Consider the following 21,818-nt stretch of genomic DNA (forward strand, 5'->3'; position numbering starts at 1 on the left):
CCTGGAGAGACTCTTGAGCCAGGAATATACAGAAGATAAAGACGTTACCCTGAAAAAGCTCAGTGGAACACGTCGTTTGCTTGAAGCGATTTTAATCGTTGTGGCACTTTTTGCGGTTTATCTTTGTGTCGCACTACTCAGTTTCAGCCCCTCCGACCCCAGTTGGTCACAGACTGCATGGCATGAACCGATTCACAACCTTGGTGGTGTAGCAGGTGCATGGCTAGCGGATACGCTGTTCTTCATTTTTGGTGTGCTGGCCTACGCTATTCCACCGATTATGTTATCCCTGTGCTGGGTTGCTTTCCGCCAGCGTGATAACAACCAGACTATTGACTACTTTACCTTTTCACTTCGCCTGATTGGGACATTGGCGCTGATCCTGACCTCTTGCGGTTTGGCTGCGTTGAATATTGACGATCTCTACTATTTTGCTTCCGGTGGTGTGTTGGGAAGCCTGTTGAGCAGCTCAATGCTTCCACGTTTCAACAGTATGGGCGCAACGCTGATTCTGCTGTGCGTGTGGGGGGCAGGGTTAACACTGTTTACCGGCTGGTCATGGTTAACGATTGCTGAAAAAATTGGCGCGGGTGTTTTGGGTTGTTTGACGTTTATGTCAAACCGTTCACGCCGCGACGAGGACTACCGCGAAGAACACGATCGTGAAGAGGATGAGCGCGATGCGCTTAATCTGCGTCACGATGAGGCGTCGGGTGAGACCGTAACACAACAGCGTGATGACGATGACGTCCTGTTTTCTGCGCCTCCCGTGGCTGATGCAGTAAACGACACGACGGCAGACAATAAGATAGACGTGCCATCACTGTTAGCTGAGAACGGACCAATAGCGACACCACCGGCTCTCTCCGCTGAAACGCCGGTGGCAGGATCAAGATTGTCTGATGTGGCAGTGTCTGATTCAGCATTACCAGGATCTGCATTCTCTGCTTCATCGGCTGGCATTGTGCCGCCTGTTACGCCATCTGCGATTGATTCGACGCCGTCGCTAAATCCGCCGCTGTATTCGTTTGAAATCCCTGAAACGCCAGCGGCAATGCCAGAGATCGCAAGCTCGCCTGAACGCCATAGCAGTGCGTATACACCTTACGGAAAGAGTTACGAAGAGAGTGCCGTCCCACCGGTTGTTCCGGCACCTGTGGCTCAACCGTTTGCTGAGCCGCCACAACCGGCACGCGATACGGATTTCGACGCGAATAACACCTTTATGCCGGCGTTCAGTGCCGATGGGGATGATAACCCGCAGATTAAACGCGGCGTAGGACCTGAACTGCCGCGTCCTAATCCTGTACGTATCCCCACTCGCCGCGAGCTGGCATCATACGGAATCAAACTGCCGTCGCAGCGGCTAGCTGAAGAGCAAGCAAGGCTGCAGGCGCAAAAGGGTGGCGAAGAAGCGGAAATGGCGAATGACGTGTATCAAGAAGAGACACCGGATGATATCGCCCAGCAGGAAGCCGCATTGCAGCAAGCGTATCTGGATCAGCAACGCCAGCGTTACGGAGAGGAATACCCGTTACAGGAAGACGATGAAGACGCGCTTCTGCAAGCGCAGCTAGCCAGAGATTTCGCGGCACAGCAGCAGTCGCGTTATGATGCCAGCGTATTGCAGCGCGATGAGGAAATCCCTCATCCGATAGCCCCGCCTGTGGTCAGTGCACCGGTTCAGCCAAATCCTGTCACATCGCATAACGCTTTTTCATTCTCGCCGTTTAGCGCGGAGAATGAGCGTGAGCCTGAACCGACTCCGTTCAGTGAGTCCATGTATACACCGCCATCTTACCGTTCTGAACCTGAGCTTCCGCCGATGCATGCTGGTGAAAATGAGGACGATGAGGATGAGCACAACCGGTTGATGTTTAGTCAGCCAGCGCAACCAACATCAGCACCTGTTGAGGTGGCGAAACAGGAAACGGTCGCAACACCAACGCATCATCCGGCAATGGATGGCTTGATTCACCCGTTCCTGATGCGTAATGAACAACCGCTGCAGAAGCCGACTACGCCGCTGCCAACGTTGGATTTGTTGACGCCACCGCCGGCTAGTGAAGCGCCTGTTGATAATTTTGCACTGGAACAGACGGCGCGACTGATTGAAGCGCGTCTGGCTGATTTCCGAGTAAAAGCCGATGTGGTCGATCATTCTCCTGGACCGGTGATCACACGGTTTGAATTGGATCTGGCACCGGGTGTTAAAGCGGCACGTATCTCGAATCTGTCGCGCGATTTAGCGCGTTCACTGTCAGTTGTCGCGGTGCGTATTGTTGAGGTTATTCCCGGCCGACCTTATGTCGGGCTGGAGTTGCCTAATGCGCATCGCCAAACGGTTTATCTGCGAGAAGTGCTGGATTGCGATCAGTTCCGTGATAATCCATCGCCGTTGTCGATTGTGTTAGGTAAAGATATTGCGGGCAAACCTGTCGTTGCAGATTTAGCGAAAATGCCACACCTGCTGGTTGCGGGTACAACGGGGTCGGGTAAATCGGTCGGCGTCAACGCCATGATCATCAGTATGTTGTATAAAGCCACGCCGGAAGACGTACGCTTTATCATGATCGATCCGAAAATGCTGGAACTCTCGGTGTACGAAGGCATTCCGCATTTGCTGACGGAAGTTGTCACTGACATGAAGGATGCGGCTAATGCGCTGCGCTGGTGTGTCGGTGAAATGGAACGTCGCTACAAGCTGATGTCGGCGCTTGGCGTGCGTAATCTGGCGGGATACAACGAACGGGTGATGACGGCAAATGCGATGGGGCGACCGATCCCCGATCCGTTCTGGAAGCCAAGTGACAGCATGGATATGACGCCGCCAGTGCTGGAAAAACTGCCGTATATTGTTGTTATGGTGGATGAATTTGCTGACCTGATGATGGCAGTGGGTAAGAAAGTGGAAGAACTGATTGCCCGACTGGCGCAAAAAGCGCGTGCAGCGGGGATTCACTTGGTGCTGGCGACGCAGCGTCCTTCGGTTGATGTTATCACCGGATTGATCAAAGCGAACATTCCGACGCGTATCGCGTTTACCGTTTCCAGTAAGATCGACTCACGCACAATCCTCGATCAAGCGGGCGCAGAGTCGCTATTAGGGATGGGGGATATGCTGTATATGGCACCTAACTCCTCGATACCTGTCCGTGTTCATGGCGCTTTTGTGCGTGATGAGGAAGTTCACGCTGTCGTTCAGGACTGGAAAGCGCGCGGTCGCCCTCAATATATCGATAATATTGTCAGCGGTGGCGATGATGCTGAAGGCGGAAGCCTCGGTCTTGATGGCGATGAAGAACTCGATCCGCTGTTCGATCAGGCTGTAGAGTTTGTGGTCGATAAGCGTCGGGCATCAATCTCTGGCGTACAGCGTCAGTTCAGAATCGGCTATAACCGCGCTGCGCGAATTGTTGAACAAATGGAGGCGCAGGGTATTGTCAGCGCTCCAGGACACAATGGTAACCGTGAGGTATTGGCACCGCCATCGATGGAATGAAAATGCAGTATTGATTGACGTCATCTACTAAGGGCTGCTTAAGCAGCCCTTATGCAAAGAAGCGTAAAAGCAGCAATAAGCAGATAATTCACCTATCACCGTTCGACTGGGTTCAGATAACATAGATCTATAGATAATGTAGCTCGACGAATAACACCGATCTGTAAAGAACATAGGCGCTATGTAAAGCGTCTGACCTCGATAGATGAAGGTTCGTTATATCAAGAAATTCAAAGGATTATGCGTATGAAAAAGTGGTTAGCTATCAGTTGCCTGATTGCAGGTGTTACCTCAACCGCTGTCTATGCGGATGCGGCAAAAGATTTGCAGGGTCGCCTCAATAAAGTCAGCAGTTTCCACGCCAATTTCAGCCAGAAAGTCACCAGCGCTGACGGCGCAGCGGTACAGGAAGGGGAAGGCGAACTGTGGTTGAAACGTCCTAACCTATTTAACTGGAAAACCACATCACCTGACGAAAGTGCGTTGATTTCTGATGGCAAAACGCTTTGGTTCTACAATCCGTTTGTTGAACAAGTCACGGCAACCTGGCTTAAAGATGCAACAGGCAATACGCCGTTTATTCTGATCACGCGTAACGACACCAGCGACTGGAATAAATACGATGTGCGCCAGAAAGGTGATGATTTTGAACTTACGCCGAAGTCAGCGAGCGGTAATCTGAAGCAGTTTGCGATTAATGTGACGACAAGCGGCACAATCAAACAGTTTACCGCGACGGAACAAGACGGTCAGCGGAGCACTTATGTGCTGAAAAATCAGCAAAACGGCGCTGTTGATGCCGCACAATTCACGTTCACACCGCCGAAAGGCGTCACGCTGGATGACCAGCGTCAGTGAGGCCAGAGTGAGCAATCTGTCCCTTGATTTTTCCCATAATGAATTCCAACCGCTGGCCGCGCGTATGCGGCCCGCGACGTTGGCACAGTATATCGGTCAACAGCACCTGTTAGGAGCTGGTAAGCCTCTGCCACGAGCTATTGAGGCAGGGCAGTTGCACTCAATGATTCTCTGGGGGCCGCCAGGAACGGGAAAAACCACGCTGGCAGAACTGATTGGGCATTACGGGCAGGCGGATGTTGAACGTATTTCTGCCGTGACGTCCGGCATCAAAGAAATTCGTGAAGCGATTGAGCGTGCTCGACAAAATCGCAATGCGGGGCGTCGCACTATTTTGTTTGTCGATGAAGTCCATCGTTTCAACAAAAGTCAGCAGGATGCATTTCTGCCACATATCGAAGATGGAACGATCACCTTCATTGGTGCGACAACCGAAAACCCCTCTTTCGAACTCAATTCCGCGTTGTTATCTCGCGCCCGCGTCTATTTGCTAAAAGCGCTGACGGCGGAAGATATCGAGCAGGTCTTGCAGCAGGCAATGAGCGATAGCGAGCGTGGGTACGGCGGACAGAATATTGTTCTGCCTGCCGAAACTGCGCGAATGCTGGCTGAATTGGTCAACGGCGATGCCAGACGTGCGCTGAATAGTCTGGAAATGATGGCCGACATGGCGGAAATCGGCGCGCAGGGCATGCGTGTTCTGACGCCTGCACTTCTCAACGAAATCGCTGGTGAGCGTAGTGCTCGCTTTGATAACAAAGGCGACCGCTATTACGACCTGATTTCGGCGTTGCATAAATCGGTAAGAGGCTCCTCGCCGGACGCGGCGCTTTATTGGTACGCCAGAATCATTACCGCCGGTGGCGACCCGCTGTATGTTGCCCGACGGCTGTTGGCAATTGCATCGGAGGATGTTGGCAACGCCGACCCGCGTGCGATGCAGGTGGCTATCTCCGCCTGGGATTGCTTCACTCGTATCGGCCCCGCAGAAGGGGAGCGCGCCATTGCTCAGGCGATTGTTTATCTGGCCTGCGCTCCTAAAAGTAACGCCGTGTATAGCGCATTTAAAGCCGCGATGCAGGATGCGCGCGAGAAGCCAGACTATGATGTTCCCGAGCATTTGCGCAATGCGCCTACTCGGTTGATGAAAGAAATGGGGCTCGGCGCAGAGTATCGGTACGCACACAATGAACCTAATGCCTATGCCGCTGGCGAGAGCTATTTTCCGCCGGAAATGGCCGATACGCACTATTACGCGCCAACCCCACGCGGCCTTGAGGGCAAAATTGGTGAAAAGCTCGCCTGGCTTGCCACTCAGGATCAAAATAGCCCGACAAAACGCTACCGTTGAACTAAGCGTTGCGGTAAGGTTATTGCGGTATTTTCTGAAACCGGCCGCGTAGCGCGCCGTGTACGCCACCATTTCATTTGATAATCATAAGCACAGGATTAGCATGCTCGATCCCAATTTACTGCGCAATGAGCTAGACGCAGTCGCCGAAAAGTTACTGGCTCGCAGAGGCTTTAAGCTGGATGTTGAGACCCTGCGTAAGCAGGAAGAACGTCGTAAAGTATTGCAGGTAGAAACTGAAAACCTGCAGGCAGAGCGTAACTCCCGATCGAAAGAGATTGGTGCAGCGAAAGCACGCGGTGAAGATATCGAGCCTTTGCGTCGTGAAGTTAACACATTAGGCGAAAAACTGGATGCCGCGAAAGCCGAGCTGGATCAGTTGCAGAATGAAATTCGCGATCTGGCGTTAACGATCCCGAACCTGCCGGACGACTCTGTGCCGCTTGGAAAGGACGACACGCAGAACCAGGAAGTGGCTCGCTGGGGTGAGCCACGCAAGTACGATTTCCCCGTACGCGATCATGTTGAACTCGGAGAGATGGCTGCTGGGCTGGATTTTGCCGCTGCAGTAAAATTAACCGGTGCGCGTTTTGTCGTGATGAAAGGACAGATTGCCCGTCTGCACCGTGCGCTTGCCCAGTTCATGCTGGATTTGCACACACAGCAGCATGGCTATCAGGAAGCGTATGTTCCGTATCTGGTCAACCATGCCACGCTATACGGTACAGGCCAATTGCCTAAGTTTGGTGAAGATTTGTTTCACACCAATCCGTTAAGCGAAGAAGCAGATAGCAGCCAGTACGCATTGATCCCGACGGCCGAAGTTCCGTTGACCAATCTGGTGCGTGACGAAATTCTGGATGAAGAATCCTTACCGTTGAAAATGACTGCACACACGCCGTGCTTCCGTTCAGAAGCGGGTTCGTATGGTCGTGATACGCGTGGGTTGATTCGTATGCACCAGTTTGACAAGGTTGAACTGGTACAAATCGTCCGTCCTGAAGATTCCATGCAGGCGCTGGAAGAATTGACGACTCACGCTGAAACCGTGCTGCAACTGCTGAAATTACCGTATCGTAAGGTCTTGCTGTGTACGGGTGATATGGGCTTTGGCTCCACCAAAACTTACGATCTGGAAGTCTGGCTGCCTGCGCAGGATACGTACCGCGAAATCTCCTCTTGCTCAAACATGTGGGATTTTCAGGCGCGTCGTATGCAGGCTCGCTGCCGTAGCAAGTCCGACAAGAAGACTCGACTGGTGCATACGCTGAACGGTTCTGGTCTGGCAGTCGGTCGTACATTGGTCGCCGTTCTGGAAAACTACCAGCAGGCTGATGGCCGTATTGAAGTTCCAGAAGTGTTGCGTCCGTATATGGGCGGACTGGAATTTATTGGCTAATCTTCGATGACCTGAAAAAAGCGCCTGTTTAAAGGCGCTTTTTTACGCTTCCTGTTCGGTAATATTTTTTCATCGTAAAAATAGCTTATCTATCTTAAACAACCCGAGCGACTTAACTTTAAAGCTAAAACTGATTTAAAATCAGTAGAGTAGCTTCTTTCTGTTTTTAAGCGTGACGTCCTTGCTGTAGATGTTGATGAATTCTTTCAATCCATAATTTGGGAAAGGACTTTTAGCACTTTTTGCCTAGATTGACTTTTATATATGCAGTGGCATGATGCGCTCACTCTTCTCCGGTTGTTTGGTTATCCACTTCGCTATGTCTGCTTATTCCCGCCCAGTGCTGTTATTGCTCTGCGGACTTTTGCTGCTGACGGTTTGTATTGCGGTATTAAATACTTTGGTACCACTGTGGCTGAGTTATCAATCTCTTCCTGTCTGGCAGGTTGGCCTTGTTGGGTCATCCTACTTCGGCGGCAATCTAGTTGGTACGTTATTAGCCGGTAAGTTAATCAAACTTTATGGATTTAACCGTAGCTATTATTTCGCGGCTTTATTATTTGGTATCGCGATCGTTGGCCTCGGTATTTCTGCGGATATCAGCAGTTGGTTGTTCTGGCGTTTCCTTGCCGGAATCGGCTGTGCACTAATCTGGGTCGTGGTTGAAAGCGCTTTACTATGTAGCGGAACACCGATGCAGAGAGGGCAACTGCTGGCTGCCTATATGATTGCTTATTACCTAGGCAGCGTAGTGGGACAGCTCCTGCTTGGTATATTGCCGAGCGCATTGCTGAACGTGCTGCCGTGGATGGTCGCGTTAGTTATTTTGGCGGTATTACCGCTGCTGTTTACTCGTCTCCCTACGCCGCCAGAGCAGCAAGAAAAACATGTCAACATGTGGAAAATGCTGACGTACCGCAGTGCTCGTTTAGGCGTACACGGCTGTATTATTTCCGGTGCAATTTTAGGATCGCTGTATGGTCTGATGCCGCTATATCTCTCCCATCAGGGAATGAATGATGCGCAGGTTGGATACTGGATGGCGCTGCTGATCAGCTCCGGGATTATTGGGCAATGGCCTGTTGGACGTATGGCCGATCGTTATGGCCGATTGCTGGTTCTGCGGGTATTAGTCTTTGTGGTGATTATTGGCTGTATTGCTATGTTAAGCATTAGCCACTATGCCATGGCACCATCGCTGTTCCTGCTGGGGTGCGCAGGGTTTACGCTGTATCCCGTTGCTATGTCTTGGGCATGTGAAAAAGTGCGCCCTGACGAACTGGTCGCGATGAATCAGGCGTTGCTCCTCAGCTATACGCTTGGCAGCCTGTGCGGACCAAGCGTTGCTGCGGTATTGATGCAGAGCTACTCCGATCGATTGCTGTTTGTGCTGATCGCGGTTGTTGCCATGATCTACCTGATGATGTTGCTCAGAAAGGCTGATCACCACCCAACGCCATTAGCTGCTGCTTGAGCTAACGGCATCGAGGCTGGCCAGCGAACTTTGCCCAGCTTCTACCATGTTATTCCACAGCGCTTCGGCCACTGGGCTAAGGCGCTGTTTCGCGTTTCGCACCAGATAAAATATGCTGGTTAGCATGAGTTTTTCCGGTGAAATTGCTGTGAGTTGCCCATTCTCAACCCATTTGGCGGCATAGTGATCGGGAAGAAAACCAATATGTGTGCCAGCCAATAAGAGCAGTAAACTGCCCTCTACGTTCCATGCGGTATTTTGCAAGCCTTTCTTTGCTACCGGGCCTAACTGTTTACTAATCTCGTGTAATGCATGACCGCCAATGAGCAATCTGTTCGGGTTAAGCGTTCCGTCACGCCATTCTTTTTCTATTCTTGCCGCATTTCCCGATGTGGAATAAAAATAGCTTTTTTCAACAAAAACAGGCTGAAAATAGATGTCTGGTGGGACATCATCCGGTAAAACGCTCAGAACAATGTCGATATGTCCATTTTTCAAACGTTCCATCAGCGGAGTGTAATCACCGATTTCCAGCTCAACGGCAACGTCAGGGCTTTGGACATACAGTTTCCCAATCGCGTTGGAGATAACTTTAGCAGGGTGAGTGACCGTGTTATCCAAACAGCCAATACGAGCTTCACCAATGAGCTGATGCTTGATCCTTGCTAATCGATTTGCAAAGTCATCCAGTGTGGCAATAACCGATTTAGCTTCCTGATAGACGACCTCACCTTCGGTTGTGAGAGCAAATCCTCCACGGCCACGTTCGCACAAGACTAGCCCGAGCGTATCTTCCAGACGAGACAGATAGTGACTCAACACGGGCTGGCTTAAGCCTGTGGCGGTTTGTGCGTTAGTAATGCCTTGTTTTTCAACAATTTTACAAAAAAGCTTTAACCAGCGAATCTCCAGTTTATCTAGGCGCATAGCATGTCCTTCGCATACATCACATATCTGAATGTTAACATCAAAATATATCTGTATTAATCGATATGAAACCCATTTATCTTATTGTTACGCCACATCACTGATGTGGTCGCCACAAAAAACCGTGGTTTTATGCGTCACATCAGGGTCTCTCATAAAGCATAATGGTGTTGTTAGCTTGCTGACGACACCATTGTTCTATACGCCGCCAGGCAACCTCTATAAAATATCACAATGATACAATAATTATTTGTTGCTTATTTAATGGAGGGGTTATGTCTCAAGGGAATGCTGTACCTGAAAAAGAACAACAGGGACGGCAAATTTATGATTACGAATACGAACGTGTTCCTGCTGAAGCCAGAAAAAGCTGGTACGTTATCGCTTTAATATGGCTGGCAATGGGAATTGACATTTCAGGCCTATTTCTTGGTGCTTTCTTAAGTGGCGGGTTACCTTTTTCTCAGGCAGTTAGTGCCACGCTTATCGGTTCTGCCTTTTTAGGTGTGTTGGCAGCATTATGTGCTAATGTCGGCTATGGATGCGGATTATCAACAACGCTACTCAGTATCTCCGTTTTTGGGCGTTTTGGTGGAAAGATAATTGGCATTTTCTCTGCTGTATCATTGATTGGCTGGTTTGCTTTTCAACTCGATTTTTTTGGCGTAATGCTGCAAAAAGCATTGCTACATTATCAATTAGAACCTGGACGTTTCCCTATTTTGGTCTTCGGTATGGTGTTGATGACCTCTACCGCTATTTGGGGTGTCAGGGCCTTGGGCAAACTGAGTATATTCAGCGTGCCATTAATGCTGATATTGATAATTACAGGTTTAGTTTTAGCCGCAAGTAATCATCCCGAAATACCAATTCCGATAATTAAAGCACCAATTAGCATGGGAAGTGCTATCTCTTACGTTGTTTCTATCTGGATAGTCTCTGCCGTGATGTCACCAGATATTGCCCGCTATGCCAAAACACGCAAAGATGCGCTTCTCGGCGCTGGTTTAGGATTCTTTTTAGGCAATAGCTCAACGATAGTAGTTGCACTCATTCTTACTCATCTGGTTGGTACAGAGGATCTCGTTGAAGTTTTCTTCAGTATCGGTTTGGGTATGTCTGCGATTGTGGTACTTATTTTTGCACAATGGACGACCAATAGTACCAACCTAGTCTCTGCATCATTGGGGCTATCTGTTGTTATTCGTACGCTATCTCGGCCAGTATTAGTTGTGCTAATGGCTATTGTCGGTTTGCTGTTAGCCTACAACGGCATGATTAATAACTTTACTCAATTTTTGTCACTACTCGGGGTACTGATTTCTCCTATCGCAGGTGTCTATCTCGTCGAATATTATTTTATTAAGTCCTCTCGTTTGCAGAAAAATGTATCAGAGGCATCATTCTTAAATATGGCGGCGGCTATATCTTGGTCACTCGGTAGTATTGTGAGCCTGTTGACCTCCCCCGATTTTTTCGATTTATTTACGATAAGCTCGATCTCTGCCCTGGATGGCGTAATTGTCAGTATGGCGATGTATATCGGCATACATAAAATTTTTCCTCAATTGGCAGATTGATCGTGTTACACAGATAACACGAGATCTTGGGTAGGGTATGTCTCGTTATATTAATGCACAAACAATTGATGATATAGCACTAGGGGCCGCTGTTCTCGGTACAGGAGGCGGCGGTGATCCGTATGTAGGTTCTTTAATGGCAAAACACGCATTAAAAAATGCGGATAAGGTACCTATATTCAGTTTAGATGAAATTAAAGATGACGATATATTTGTTCCTTGCAGCATGATCGGTGCAACGACGGTTGTTGTAGAAAAGATCATGTCAGCGAGCCAATTCGTGCGTGCATTTGACGCGATGGAAAAGGCGCTTGAGCGACCTATTACGGCGACCTTTCCCATCGAAATTGGCGGTATCAATTCGCTAATGCCGTTTGTCGTTGCGGCTGCAAAAGGGCTACCTGTTATCGACTGTGACGCGATGGGGAGAGCTTTCCCCGAAGCGCAGATGGTGACCTTTTTTCTCGATGGTTTACCCTCTGCACCCAATACGTTAGCCGATGAAAAGGGAAACACTGTTACCTTAAATCCTATTGACGGTATGTGGTCTGAACGTTTAGCCAGAATGATCTCGGAACAAATGGGAGCCGCCTGCGCGATGTGCGATTACCCCTTACGTGGTAGCCAACTTAAGCGTAGCGCTATCAAAGGTACGCTAACGCTGGCGCAGGATATCGGGAGAACACTGCGTCAGGCTCATCAGTCAGGCAGTCATCCGGTACAGTCCCTACTGACGGTCTTGAATGGTCATATTGTTGCTTCTGGCAAAATTGTTGATGTAGCACGGCGCACAACGGGCGGTTTTGCTCGGGGCAAAGTCGTGCTGGATGGCATGGGAAGCGACAAAGGCGAATCGTTTACGGTGCTTTTCCAGAATGAGCTCCTGCTGGCTTATCGTTCTTCACAGACAACAGAACCTACGCAGGATAATCTGCTGGCCGTTGTGCCTGATTTAATCTCCATAGTAGATAGTGAAACCGGACGTCCGATCATCACGGAACATTTACGTTATGGGCAGCGAGTTGATGTGATTGCCTATCCGTGCAATGACAAGTGGCGAACGCCAAAAGGGATTGACGTTGCGGGGCCGGAGTATTTCGGTTATCCGGTGCAGTATGTACCGATAGAACGGCTTGCGAATCGCTGAGGCTTTCCCGATGTTACATAAAAATGATTACCGACTCGGGATTGATGTCGGCGGCACCAACACGGATGCGGCAATTTTAGATGCGAACTTGCGTTGCGTTGCGACGGCTAAATTTCCTACCAGCCTGGATATCCACAGCGGCATAGAACGGGTGATTGCGGAGGTATTGGCGCAGTCTGGCATCGCACCGCAGCATATTCGCTATGCGATGTTGGGCACAACCCAATGTACCAATGCGATTGTTGAGCGGAAAGGGCTGGATCGCGTCGGGTTACTGCGCCTGAGCCTGCCAAGTAGCGATAGCGTCCCACCGCTGTGTGGGTGGGATGACGAGTGGCAAAGGGCGTTAGGCGAGCATTTCTATCAGATTCATGGCGGCTATGAGTTTGATGGCCGAGAGATTCATCCCGTACTGCAGGATGAAGTGCTGGCGGTTTGTGACAGGATGCGCGGGCATGTCGATAGCGTGGCTATCTGTGGCGTATTTTCTCCCGTAAATAATGAGCAGGAACTGCAGGTTGCACAGTGGGTGAATGCGGCATTACCTGATGTCCCCCTGTCGTTATCTCACCGGATAGGCAGCACGGGATTACTGGAAAGGGAAAACGCGGCCATCCTGAATGCATCGTTGCAAAGTACCGCGAACCGTTTTGTTAACGGCTTTACGCAAGCGCTAGTTCGGCACGGTATCAACGTTACGCCGTTCTTCGGGCAAAACGATGGCACATTGATGTCCGAGAGCATGGTGAAGCAATATCCCATTTTGACGATGGCCTGTGGACCAACGAACTCGATTCGTGGGGCATGCCACCTTTCTGGGCTAGATAATGCGCTGATTATCGATGTCGGCGGCACGACAACGGATATTGGCGTCCTGGTGAATGGCTTCCCGCGTGAGTCAGCAATCGCCGTTGAAGTCGGCGATGTGCGGACGAATTTCAGAATGCCAGACATTATTTCTATCGGCATTGGCGGTGGAACCTGCGTGCGGCAGTCTCAGGATGGAGAACTTACCCTTGGGCCGGATAGTGTCGGCTATCGCCTACTTGAACAGGGCGTCAGCTTTGGCGGAGAGACGTTAACGCTCAGCGATATCATGCTGCAACTTCATCGTGAACGATGGGTTATGGCTCTTCCTCATCCGCTGCCCGAACTGGATAATGCATTTTGCCAGCAGGCTTATCGTCAGATGATTGATAAAGTGGAAAGTGCTATCGATCGGATTAAATCGTCAAGTGCGGCTATTCCCGCAGTGCTTGTAGGCGGCGGCAGTATTTTGCTGCCTGATGTTTTATCCGGTGTCAGCCAGGTCATGCGTCCGCAGAATTTTGATGCGGCCAATGCGGTGGGTGTGGCGTTGGGAGCGGTTGGCGCACAGATCGAACGTGTGGTTAAAATGCCGGATAACGATCGTGAAAAGATAAAAAGCGAACTGCAGCAGCAAACCATTTTGCTTGCCGAAGAGATGGGCGCTAGGGCAGGCAGCGTTGAAATTATTGATTATCAGGAAATCCCGTTAGCGTATCTGCCGGGGAATGCGGTGCAAGTGAAAATCAAGGCGGCAGGGACTTTGGCTTAGCGTAGCGTATTAACACTGCTGTGATATCTACCCGCTAAAATGCAAATAGCGCGCCCTGAGCGCGCTATTTTTCAGAAAACGTCAGAGGTTAGTACATGACCTTGTGACCGTAGCTTTCAAGAATCGATTTAACGCGATCCATCGTATCGGCCTTCGGCGGTTTAACGCCGTCTAATTTGTACTCTTCACCCATTGCGATCCACTTGTGTTTCCCAAGCTCATGGTAGGGGAGAAGCTCAATTTTCTCGATGTTCGTCATATCTTTGGTGAATTCGCCCAGCTTGTGTGCGGACGCATCATCGTCAGACCAGCCTGGAACGACCACATAACGTATCCAGGTACGTTGGTTGCGCTTTGCCAGATAGCGAGCGAAATCCAGAGTACGATGATTAGATACGCCAACTAAATTCTGGTGTATGTCGTCGTTCATTTGTTTCAGGTCGAGCATCACTAAATCGCTGACGTCCAATAGCTCGTCAATGACGGGGTCGTAACGACGTACGAACCCATTGGTGTCCAGACAGGTATTGATGCCTTCTGCCTTGCAGGCACGGAACCAGTCGCGCACAAATTCGGCCTGAAGAATAGCCTCGCCGCCGGATGCCGTTACGCCGCCGCCGGATGCATTCATAAAGTGGCGGTAGGTCACGACTTCTTTCATGAGTTCTTCAACCGTCACTTCTTTACCGCCGTGCGTATCCCAGGTATCACGGTTATGGCAATACAGGCAGCGCATCAGGCAGCCCTGAAAGAAGATGATGAAACGGATGCCTGGGCCATCGACGGTGCCACAGGATTCAAAGGAGTGGATGCGACCGATTAGTGACATTGCGAGGTTTTCTCCAAATTTGACCGAACAATAGCGGTCTTTATGAGCGCAGTCATAAGAAAGCAAGTATCGCTCTGACAGGAATTACTGACAGAAAAACACCGTGTGACAGATGCTGCGTCGAATCTGTTTTGCGAGCCATCCACACGATGAGGACAACATAGCGGGCTGGCAAAACAGGCTAACACCCTGAACGACAAGTGAGGGCGAGAAAAAGGCCCCACTGACGTGGAGCCTTTATTTTACGCCTTTTCAGACAGCCATGGAAATTAGATTGACTGTGTGAAAGTACGGGTGATGACGTCTTGTTGCTGTTCTTTCGTCAGTGAGTTGAAACGCACTGCGTAGCCAGATACACGGATGGTCAACTGCGGATATTTCTCTGGGTTTTCCATCGCATCAAGCAGCATTTCACGGTTCATGACGTTGACGTTCAGGTGCTGACCGCCTTCGATGCTGGCTTCGTGGTGGAAGTAACCATCCATCAGGCCGGCAAGGTTAGCTTTACGCACATTGTCATCTTTACCTAACGCGTTAGGGACGATGGAGAAGGTATAAGAAATACCATCTTTCGCGTAAGCAAACGGCAGTTTAGCAACGGAAGTCAGAGAAGCCACGGCGCCTTTCTGATCACGACCGTGCATTGGGTTAGCACCGGGTCCGAATGGCGCACCTGCACGGCGACCGTCTGGCGTGTTACCCGTTTTCTTACCATATACCACGTTAGAGGTGATGGTCAGAACAGACTGGGTTGGTGTTGCACCACGGTAGGTATTCAGTTTCTGAATTTTCTTCATGAAACGTTCAACCAGGTCACAAGCCAATTCGTCTACGCGGGCATCGTTGTTACCGAACTGCGGATATTCGCCTTCGATATCAAAGTCGATAGCCAGACCATCTTCATCACGAATCGGCTTAACTTTGGCATATTTGATGGCAGACAGGGAGTCAGCAGCAACAGACAAACCCGCGATACCACACGCCATAGTACGGAACACGTCACGGTCATGCAGTGCCATCAGCGACGCTTCGTAGCTGTATTTGTCATGCATGTAGTGAATGATGTTCAGAGCGGTGACGTATTGTTTCGCCAGCCAATCCATGAAGTGATCCATACGCTCCATCACTTCGTCGAAGTCCAGAACGTCGCCTTTGATCGGTTCTGATTTCGGACCAACCTGCATTTTCAGTTTTTCGTCCACGCCGCCGTTAATCGCGTACAGCATGGTTTTCGCCAGGTTTGCACGAGCACCGAAGAACTGCATTTGCTTACCAACGATCATTGGGCTTACGCAACAAGCAATCGCGTAGTCATCGTTGTTAAAGTCAGGGCGCATCAAATCGTCATTCTCGTATTGCAGAGAAGAGGTATCGATGGAGACTTTAGCCGCATAGTTTTTGAAGCTTTGTGGCAGTTTTTCAGACCACAGAATGGTCATGTTTGGTTCTGGAGATGGACCCATGGTGTACAAGGTGTTCAGGAAGCGGAAGCTGGTTTTGCTCACCAGTGTACGACCATCCAGACCCATACCCGCCAGAGATTCTGTTGCCCAGATTGGGTCACCAGAGAACAGTTCATCATACTCAGGCGTACGCAGGAAACGCACCATACGTAGTTTCATGACCAGGTGGTCAATCATTTCCTGAGCTTCTTCCTCAGTGATTTTGCCTGCTTTCAGATCGCGCTCAAGGTAGATATCCAGGAAAGTGGACACACGTCCGAAGGACATGGCTGCACCATTCTGTGATTTCACCGCAGCCAGATAGCCGAAGTAAGTCCACTGCACTGCTTCCTGAGCTGTTGCTGCTGGGCCAGAAATGTCACAGCCATATTTAGCGGCCATTTCTTTAATTTGGCTCAGTGCATGATGCTGATCGGCAATTTCTTCACGCAGACGGATTGTTGCTTCCAGATCTTCGCCGTTTTCCAGTTTGGATTGCAGAGACGTGAACTGAGCAAACTTGTCTTTCATCAGGTAGTCGATACCGTACAGCGCAACGCGACGGTAGTCACCGATGATACGGCCACGGCCGTAGGCATCTGGCAGACCAGTCAGAACGCCTGATTTACGACAACGCAGGATGTCTGGGGTGTAAACATCGAACACGCCTTGGTTATGTGTTTTGCGGTATTCGGTGAAGATTTTTTTCAGTTGAGGATCCAGTTCACGACCATAAACTTTGCATGAACCTTCAACCATTTTGATGCCGCCGAACGGAATTAACGCACGTTTCAGCGGAGCGTCGGTTTGCAGACCAACGATTTTTTCCAGACTTTTGTTGATGTATCCCGCGTCGTGAGACGTGATAGTTGCAGCAACATTGGTATCAAAATCAACAGGTGCGTGAGTACGGTTTTCCTGTTTGATGCCTTCCATGACGCTGTCCCACAGCGCTGAGGTCGCTTTGGTTGCGCCAGCCAGGAAAGACTCATCACCTTCATACGGCGTGTAGTTTTTCTGGATAAAGTCACGAACGTTGACGTTATCCTGCCATTCACCTTTGCTAAAGCCTTGCCATGCATTGGCCAATTTTTCATTCAGCTCGGTCATTTTACACCTACCTTTGATATGGATTTCTTAAAACCCGACGTTGCGGCCGATTGCACCTTAGTGCTTGTCTCCACCGCGCAAATAAATTACCCAATATGTCAAACCGACCATTACGCCGCCGCCGATGATATTCCCCAGAGTGACGGGAATCAGGTTATCGGTAATGAAGTGGCTAACGGTTAAATGTTCAAACTGAGACGGCCCCATGCCAATGGCATTCCAGAATTCCGGGGCCGCAAAATGTTTGATAACGATGCCCATAGGAATCATGAACATGTTAGCGATACTGTGTTCAAAACCGCTGGAAACGAACATGGCGACAGGCAAAATCATGGCAAACATTTTGTCTGTAAGCGTATGGCCGGAATAGCTCATCCACACGGCCAGACAAACCAGCAAGTTGGCCAGAATCCCCAGACACAATGCTTCAATAAACGTGTGTTCAAGTTTGTGTTCAGCGGTTTGCAGGACGTTCAGACCCCACGCACCGTTTGCGACCATATGCTCTCCCGAGAACCAAATAAGTCCAACGAAGAAAAGCGCGCCAATCAGGTTACCGACATAAACATTAGCCCAGTTCAAGGCTAGTTGTTTCCAGGTAATACGTCCACTGGCTTTGGCAATCACGATGAGAACGGTTGAGGTAAACAAGTCCGCACCGCAGACGACCACCAACATAAGGCCAAGGGAGAAACAGATACCACCGATCAACTTTGCGATACCGAAAGGGATCGTTGCGGTTCCTGTGGTGGCCGTAATATAAAAGACGAAGGCGATCGAAATAAACACACCCGCAGTGATCGCTAAATAAAACGTCGTACACGGTTGTTTCGTAGCTTTATAGACTCCGGCGTCTTCAGCAACTTTTGCCATCGCGGCCGGGAGTAATAGAGTAAAGGGGTTGTCAGCTTTCACACTAACTCTCTCTTAAAAATTATCAGCATTGAGATACTAACAAAGCAGTATGCGGTAAAATTTGACGTGGATCATATTGCAAGAAATTAACAGGTCAGCAAGTAGGATGGAATAGGGTGATTTAGTGGGTAATGCATTGAATTTAATAATAAAAAAATATTTTAAATTTTACAAAAAGAGTTGAATGGTATACGTTAAACCTACCGATTTAGCGTTAATAAAAATCACGTTTTGTAGAATTTCAGTACCACCTTATCGATGTAATTTAATTAAAGCTTCACCATTTAATAACAATGTTCTGGTTATGCATTACGAATAATAAATATTGCCCTTTGGATAATAAAATAGCCCTTTAAGATAAAGGGCTATTTAGGGTGGCTACAGGCAGATTGCTATTTGCAATAGCGCGAACCATCAATATAAGACGCCCACTGACTGAATCAGTCAGCCATTATTTTGCTTGCCAATAACGACGTTTCGCCTGTTGCAGTTTTTCATAGGCTGCCAGCAGCGACTGGTGTGCAGGTAGAGAAGTAAAGGTGTCATCGACAGCAAACAGACCATAGAAGCACGCTTCGCCAGCAACAGCAGCGCTAGCAGCATCGACGGTCTCACTGCCGTACATTTTGGTAAAGGCATCGTAATATTCTGCCGGATTGCGCTCAGGCTCTTGCGCCAGTAATAGCAGCGTTTGCAGGCAACGGTAGTAGTTGCTGCGCTGTGCCGTAAAGACGGAGTCGTTGAAGTCCTGCGTCCACTCTGTCCAGCTTAACGCCTGATCCAGATCGCCGCCGGCCAATGCCAGCATGGCTTTTAGTTCGCCAACGCGCAGTGTAAACCAGCCATTATCTTTGCCGGTGGCAATGCCGAGCAGCTCGCGTACGCGGGTGAAGTCATCCAGCCCTTCGTCATCCAACTGTTGCAACAGCGCCAGATAGTCTTCTTGTTTCCATTTACTGTCAGGCAGCGCCAGCAGCGTGTCACGCAGGTGAGCACCCATGCTGTTATTGGCTAACAACAGATCGTCGGCAGGGTAGATGTCTGACATTCCCGGCACGATGATGCGGCAGGCATAAACAGACAGATGCTCATAGTCAGCAATGTAGACTTCTTTATCTTCCTGCTTGAAGATCGCCATCAACGTAGCGAATTCTTCTTCCGTCGACCCTTTAAAGCTCCAGTCGGCAAATTCATAATCCGCTTCTTTCTTGAACATATCCCAGGAGATCAGACCGCTGGAATCGATAAAGTGGGTTTCCAGATTGGCGTGCTCGGCCACTTCCTCATCATCGAACGTCGGCGGCGTGAACACGTCCAGATCTTTCAGGCCGCGACCTTGCAGCAGTTCGGTGACGGTACGCTCCAGCGCCACGCCGAAGTCAGGGTGTGCGCCGAAGGAGGCAAAGCAGGTGCCGTTAGCTGGGTTAAACAGCACCACGCAGATGACCGGATATTTCCCGCCCAGTGAGGCATCGTAAGAGAAAATCGGGAAACCTTCTTTTTCCAGCGTTGCAATCGCTTCGACCACGCCAGGGTAGCGGTTCAGCACCTCTTGCGGAATTTCTGGCAGGCTGATGGATTCGGCAATGATGCGGTTTTTGATGCTGCGCTCAAACACTTCAGACAGCCCCTGAACGCGGGCTTCGTTGGCGGTGTTACCTGCGGACATCCCGTTAGAAACGTACAGGTTACCGATGATGTTCATCGGGATATAAACGGTTTGCTGATCGGACTGGCGCGTAAATGGCAGCGCGCAAATGCCTCTGTCGGCATTGCCGGATTGCAGATCGATCAGATCGCTGGCGCTCAGTTCCTGCTCAGGATCGTAAAACTGGTGCAGACGAGCGTCCAGAATCCCTTCCGGCAACACATCATCTTCTGGAATAGGGAACCATTTTTCATTCGGGTAGTGAACGAAATCGCCGTTAGCGATGCTTTTGCCGAGATAGAAGTCAGCAAAGAAATAGTTGGTGGACAGACGTTCGAAATACTCACCTAACGCAGAGGCCAGCGCCGCTTTCTTACTGGCACCTTTACCGTTAGTGAAGCAGAGCGGGCAATCGCGGTCTCGAATATGGACAGACCAGACGTTTGGCACCGGGTTCAGCCATGACGCTTCTTCGATGTTAAACCCCAGGTCCTGGAGCTGTTGTTGAAAACGGGCGATGGAATCTTCCAGGGCGGCGTCTTTGCCTGGGATAAACGTTTGAGTCATGGTGTTCACTCTTATCGAGATTAGCGGAAGCGGCATGATACGGATTTTTCTGTTCAGACTCTATTTATTCATAACCGATCGGCAACAGTGAAAAAGAACAGACGGCGTAACGTGCCGTTTTGCATAATGAAAGCGCAATAAGCGTTGCAGCCGCGATGGACGAGTGATAAAACCGATAGCAGGGTAAAAGTAGTGTGGTTATGGCGGTCGTTCCGTTATAACTACTATCTTGTAACAGCGGTATTTTTATAACCGTCAGGTTTATAAAAATGGTATTTGTAACAACGGTGATAAAAAAAGCCGCTATTTTTCAGGTGTGGTGAGGGGAAATGACTCAGATTTTTAATTTTAGCGCTGGTCCAGCAATGCTGCCGGTTGAAGTACTGCGTCGTGCTGAACAGGAATTGTGTAATTGGAATGGCTTGGGCACATCGGTTATGGAAATCAGCCACCGCAGTAAAGAGTTTATGCAGGTTGCCGCTGAATCCGAACAGGATCTGCGTGATTTGCTGAAAATCCCCTCCAACTACAAAGTGCTCTTTTGCCACGGCGGTGCTCGTGCGCAATTCGCCGCAGTGCCGTTAAATCTTCTGGGCGAACGCTCAACGGCCGACTACATCGACGGCGGGTATTGGGCGCACAGCGCAATCAATGAAGCAGAAAAATACTGCACGCCTAACGTGATTGACGTGAAAACGCGTGTGGGCGAGCTGCGCGGCATTAAGCCGATGCGTGAATGGAAATTGTCTGATGACGCGGCGTTTGTGCATTACTGCCCGAATGAAACCATCGACGGTATTGCGATCGAAGAAGAGCCGGACTTTGGCGATAAAATTGTGGTCGCCGACTATTCTTCCAGCATCCTGTCTCGTCGTATTGATGTCAGCCGTTACGGCGTGATCTATGCCGGTGCGCAGAAAAATATCGGCCCTGCCGGCCTGACGCTGGTTATCGTACGTGAAGATTTGCTGGGCAAGGCGCGCCGTGAGCTGCCATCGATTCTGGATTACCAGGTTCTGGCGGACAATGACTCCATGTTCAATACGCCACCGACCTTTGCCTGGTACCTGTCCGGCATGGTCTTCAAATGGCTGAAAGAGTACGGCGGTCTGGCTGAAATGGAAAAACGTAACCAGGAGAAAGCCGATCTGTTGTATAGCGCGATTGACGGTAACGATTTCTATCGTAATGACGTCGCGGTAGCGAACCGTTCTCGCATGAATGTGCCATTCCTGCTGGCGGATTCTGCGCTGGATAAAGTCTTCCTGGAAGAATCCGTCGCTGCAGGTCTGCACGCGCTGAAAGGCCATCGCGTAGTAGGCGGCATGCGTGCCTCTATCTACAATGCGATGCCGTTGGAAGGCGTGAAAGCGCTGACGGAATTTATGGCTGACTTCGCTCGTCGCCACGGTTGATTAAGACCGCCCCTCGATACATTTTGTTAAGCCCCGGACTTTCCGGGGTTTTTATGTCCACGTTGAAAGAATAGG

The 21,818-nt window shown here is 49.9% G+C and carries 14 protein-coding genes; 9 read left to right on the forward strand and 5 right to left on the reverse strand.

What is annotated here, in order from left to right; genetic code table 11:
- Window positions 1-13 precede the first annotated feature (13 nt).
- The 5 genes from H0248_RS15320 (at window position 14) to H0248_RS15340 (ending at window position 8,584) form a co-directional block, all read left to right on the forward strand.
- Window positions 14-3,502: a DNA translocase FtsK 4TM domain-containing protein gene (locus tag H0248_RS15320; protein ID WP_180786553.1), complete on the forward strand. Its 3,489-nt coding sequence runs from the start codon at window positions 14-16 to the stop codon at window positions 3,500-3,502.
- Window positions 3,503-3,748: 246 nt separating this feature from the next.
- Window positions 3,749-4,360 carry an outer membrane lipoprotein chaperone LolA gene (gene lolA / locus H0248_RS15325; protein ID WP_102116253.1) on the forward strand — a complete coding sequence of 204 codons (612 nt, stop codon included), beginning with the start codon at window positions 3,749-3,751 and terminating at the stop codon, window positions 4,358-4,360.
- A gap of 7 nt (window positions 4,361-4,367) precedes the next feature.
- Window positions 4,368-5,711: a replication-associated recombination protein A gene (locus tag H0248_RS15330; RefSeq protein ID WP_180786596.1), complete on the forward strand. Its 1,344-nt coding sequence runs from the start codon at window positions 4,368-4,370 to the stop codon at window positions 5,709-5,711.
- Window positions 5,712-5,814: 103 nt separating this feature from the next.
- Entirely contained in the window at window positions 5,815-7,110 is a 1,296-nt protein-coding gene (serS, locus tag H0248_RS15335) for a serine--tRNA ligase (RefSeq protein ID WP_180786554.1), read from the forward strand.
- 319 nt (window positions 7,111-7,429) lie between these two features.
- A complete protein-coding gene (locus H0248_RS15340; RefSeq protein WP_180786597.1) occupies window positions 7,430-8,584 on the forward strand; it encodes an MFS transporter in 1,155 nt (384 codons plus the stop codon).
- On the opposite strand, the gene H0248_RS15345 is transcribed toward H0248_RS15340, so the two are convergent.
- The gene (locus tag H0248_RS15345) at window positions 8,570-9,511 is read right to left on the reverse strand and encodes a LysR family transcriptional regulator (RefSeq protein ID WP_180786555.1); all 942 of its coding nucleotides are present in this window, start codon (window positions 9,509-9,511) and stop codon (window positions 8,570-8,572) included. The two genes, H0248_RS15340 and H0248_RS15345, sit on opposite strands and share 15 nt — an antisense overlap.
- 275 nt (window positions 9,512-9,786) lie before the next feature.
- Here H0248_RS15345 and H0248_RS15350 point away from each other — a divergent pair, with 275 nt between their 5' ends.
- Genes H0248_RS15350 through H0248_RS15360 form a run of 3 tightly spaced genes read left to right on the forward strand, consistent with a single transcriptional unit; the run spans window position 9,787 to window position 13,817 of the window.
- Entirely contained in the window at window positions 9,787-11,091 is a 1,305-nt protein-coding gene (locus H0248_RS15350) for a cytosine permease (protein WP_180786556.1), read from the forward strand.
- Between the two features lie 37 nt (window positions 11,092-11,128).
- The gene (locus tag H0248_RS15355; RefSeq protein WP_180786557.1) at window positions 11,129-12,238 is read left to right on the forward strand and encodes a DUF917 domain-containing protein; all 1,110 of its coding nucleotides are present in this window, start codon (window positions 11,129-11,131) and stop codon (window positions 12,236-12,238) included.
- Between the two features lie 10 nt (window positions 12,239-12,248).
- Complete coding sequence (locus H0248_RS15360) at window positions 12,249-13,817, forward strand: hydantoinase/oxoprolinase family protein (protein ID WP_180786558.1); 1,569 nt, start codon at window positions 12,249-12,251, stop codon at window positions 13,815-13,817.
- Window positions 13,818-13,905: 88 nt separating this feature from the next.
- Here H0248_RS15360 and pflA read toward each other — a convergent pair whose 3' ends face one another.
- The 4 genes from pflA to ycaO form a co-directional block, all read right to left on the reverse strand.
- The gene (gene pflA, locus H0248_RS15365; protein ID WP_010277183.1) at window positions 13,906-14,646 is read right to left on the reverse strand and encodes a pyruvate formate lyase 1-activating protein; all 741 of its coding nucleotides are present in this window, start codon (window positions 14,644-14,646) and stop codon (window positions 13,906-13,908) included.
- A 269-nt stretch (window positions 14,647-14,915) separates the two neighbouring features.
- Window positions 14,916-17,198 (reverse strand): formate C-acetyltransferase, encoded by a 2,283-nt coding sequence (gene pflB, locus H0248_RS15370; RefSeq protein WP_180786559.1) that lies wholly within the window; start codon window positions 17,196-17,198, stop codon window positions 14,916-14,918.
- A gap of 57 nt (window positions 17,199-17,255) precedes the next feature.
- Entirely contained in the window at window positions 17,256-18,113 is an 858-nt protein-coding gene (gene focA, locus H0248_RS15375; RefSeq protein WP_180786560.1) for a formate transporter FocA, read from the reverse strand.
- A 451-nt stretch (window positions 18,114-18,564) separates the two neighbouring features.
- On the reverse strand, window positions 18,565-20,328 hold the full coding sequence (gene ycaO, locus H0248_RS15380; RefSeq protein ID WP_180786561.1) for a 30S ribosomal protein S12 methylthiotransferase accessory factor YcaO: 1,764 nt from the start codon (window positions 20,326-20,328) through the stop codon (window positions 18,565-18,567).
- 329 nt (window positions 20,329-20,657) lie between these two features.
- Here ycaO and serC point away from each other — a divergent pair, with 329 nt between their 5' ends.
- On the forward strand, window positions 20,658-21,743 hold the full coding sequence (gene serC / locus H0248_RS15385) for a 3-phosphoserine/phosphohydroxythreonine transaminase (protein WP_039286967.1): 1,086 nt from the start codon (window positions 20,658-20,660) through the stop codon (window positions 21,741-21,743).
- Window positions 21,744-21,818 lie beyond the last annotated feature (75 nt).

Origin of the sequence: Pectobacterium brasiliense (assembly GCF_013449685.1) — a bacterium.
Classification (GTDB): Bacteria; Pseudomonadota; Gammaproteobacteria; order Enterobacterales; family Enterobacteriaceae; genus Pectobacterium; species Pectobacterium brasiliense_A.

What these genes read in the sequence shown, in the direction of transcription:
- H0248_RS15355 (WP_180786557.1), top strand. Translation starts at nt 11,129, where the DNA reads ATGTCTCGTTATATTAATGCACAAACAATTGATGATATAGCACTAGGG.
- H0248_RS15350 (WP_180786556.1), top strand. Translation starts at nt 9,787, where the DNA reads ATGTCTCAAGGGAATGCTGTACCTGAAAAAGAACAACAGGGACGGCAA.
- H0248_RS15360 (WP_180786558.1), top strand. Translation starts at nt 12,249, where the DNA reads ATGTTACATAAAAATGATTACCGACTCGGGATTGATGTCGGCGGCACC.
- pflA (WP_010277183.1), bottom strand. Translation starts at nt 14,646, where the DNA reads ATGTCACTAATCGGTCGCATCCACTCCTTTGAATCCTGTGGCACCGTC.
- serC (WP_039286967.1), top strand. Translation starts at nt 20,658, where the DNA reads ATGACTCAGATTTTTAATTTTAGCGCTGGTCCAGCAATGCTGCCGGTT.
- ycaO (WP_180786561.1), bottom strand. Translation starts at nt 20,328, where the DNA reads ATGACTCAAACGTTTATCCCAGGCAAAGACGCCGCCCTGGAAGATTCC.
- serS (WP_180786554.1), top strand. Translation starts at nt 5,815, where the DNA reads ATGCTCGATCCCAATTTACTGCGCAATGAGCTAGACGCAGTCGCCGAA.
- pflB (WP_180786559.1), bottom strand. Translation starts at nt 17,198, where the DNA reads ATGACCGAGCTGAATGAAAAATTGGCCAATGCATGGCAAGGCTTTAGC.
- lolA (WP_102116253.1), top strand. Translation starts at nt 3,749, where the DNA reads ATGAAAAAGTGGTTAGCTATCAGTTGCCTGATTGCAGGTGTTACCTCA.
- H0248_RS15345 (WP_180786555.1), bottom strand. Translation starts at nt 9,511, where the DNA reads ATGCGCCTAGATAAACTGGAGATTCGCTGGTTAAAGCTTTTTTGTAAA.
- H0248_RS15340 (WP_180786597.1), top strand. Translation starts at nt 7,430, where the DNA reads ATGTCTGCTTATTCCCGCCCAGTGCTGTTATTGCTCTGCGGACTTTTG.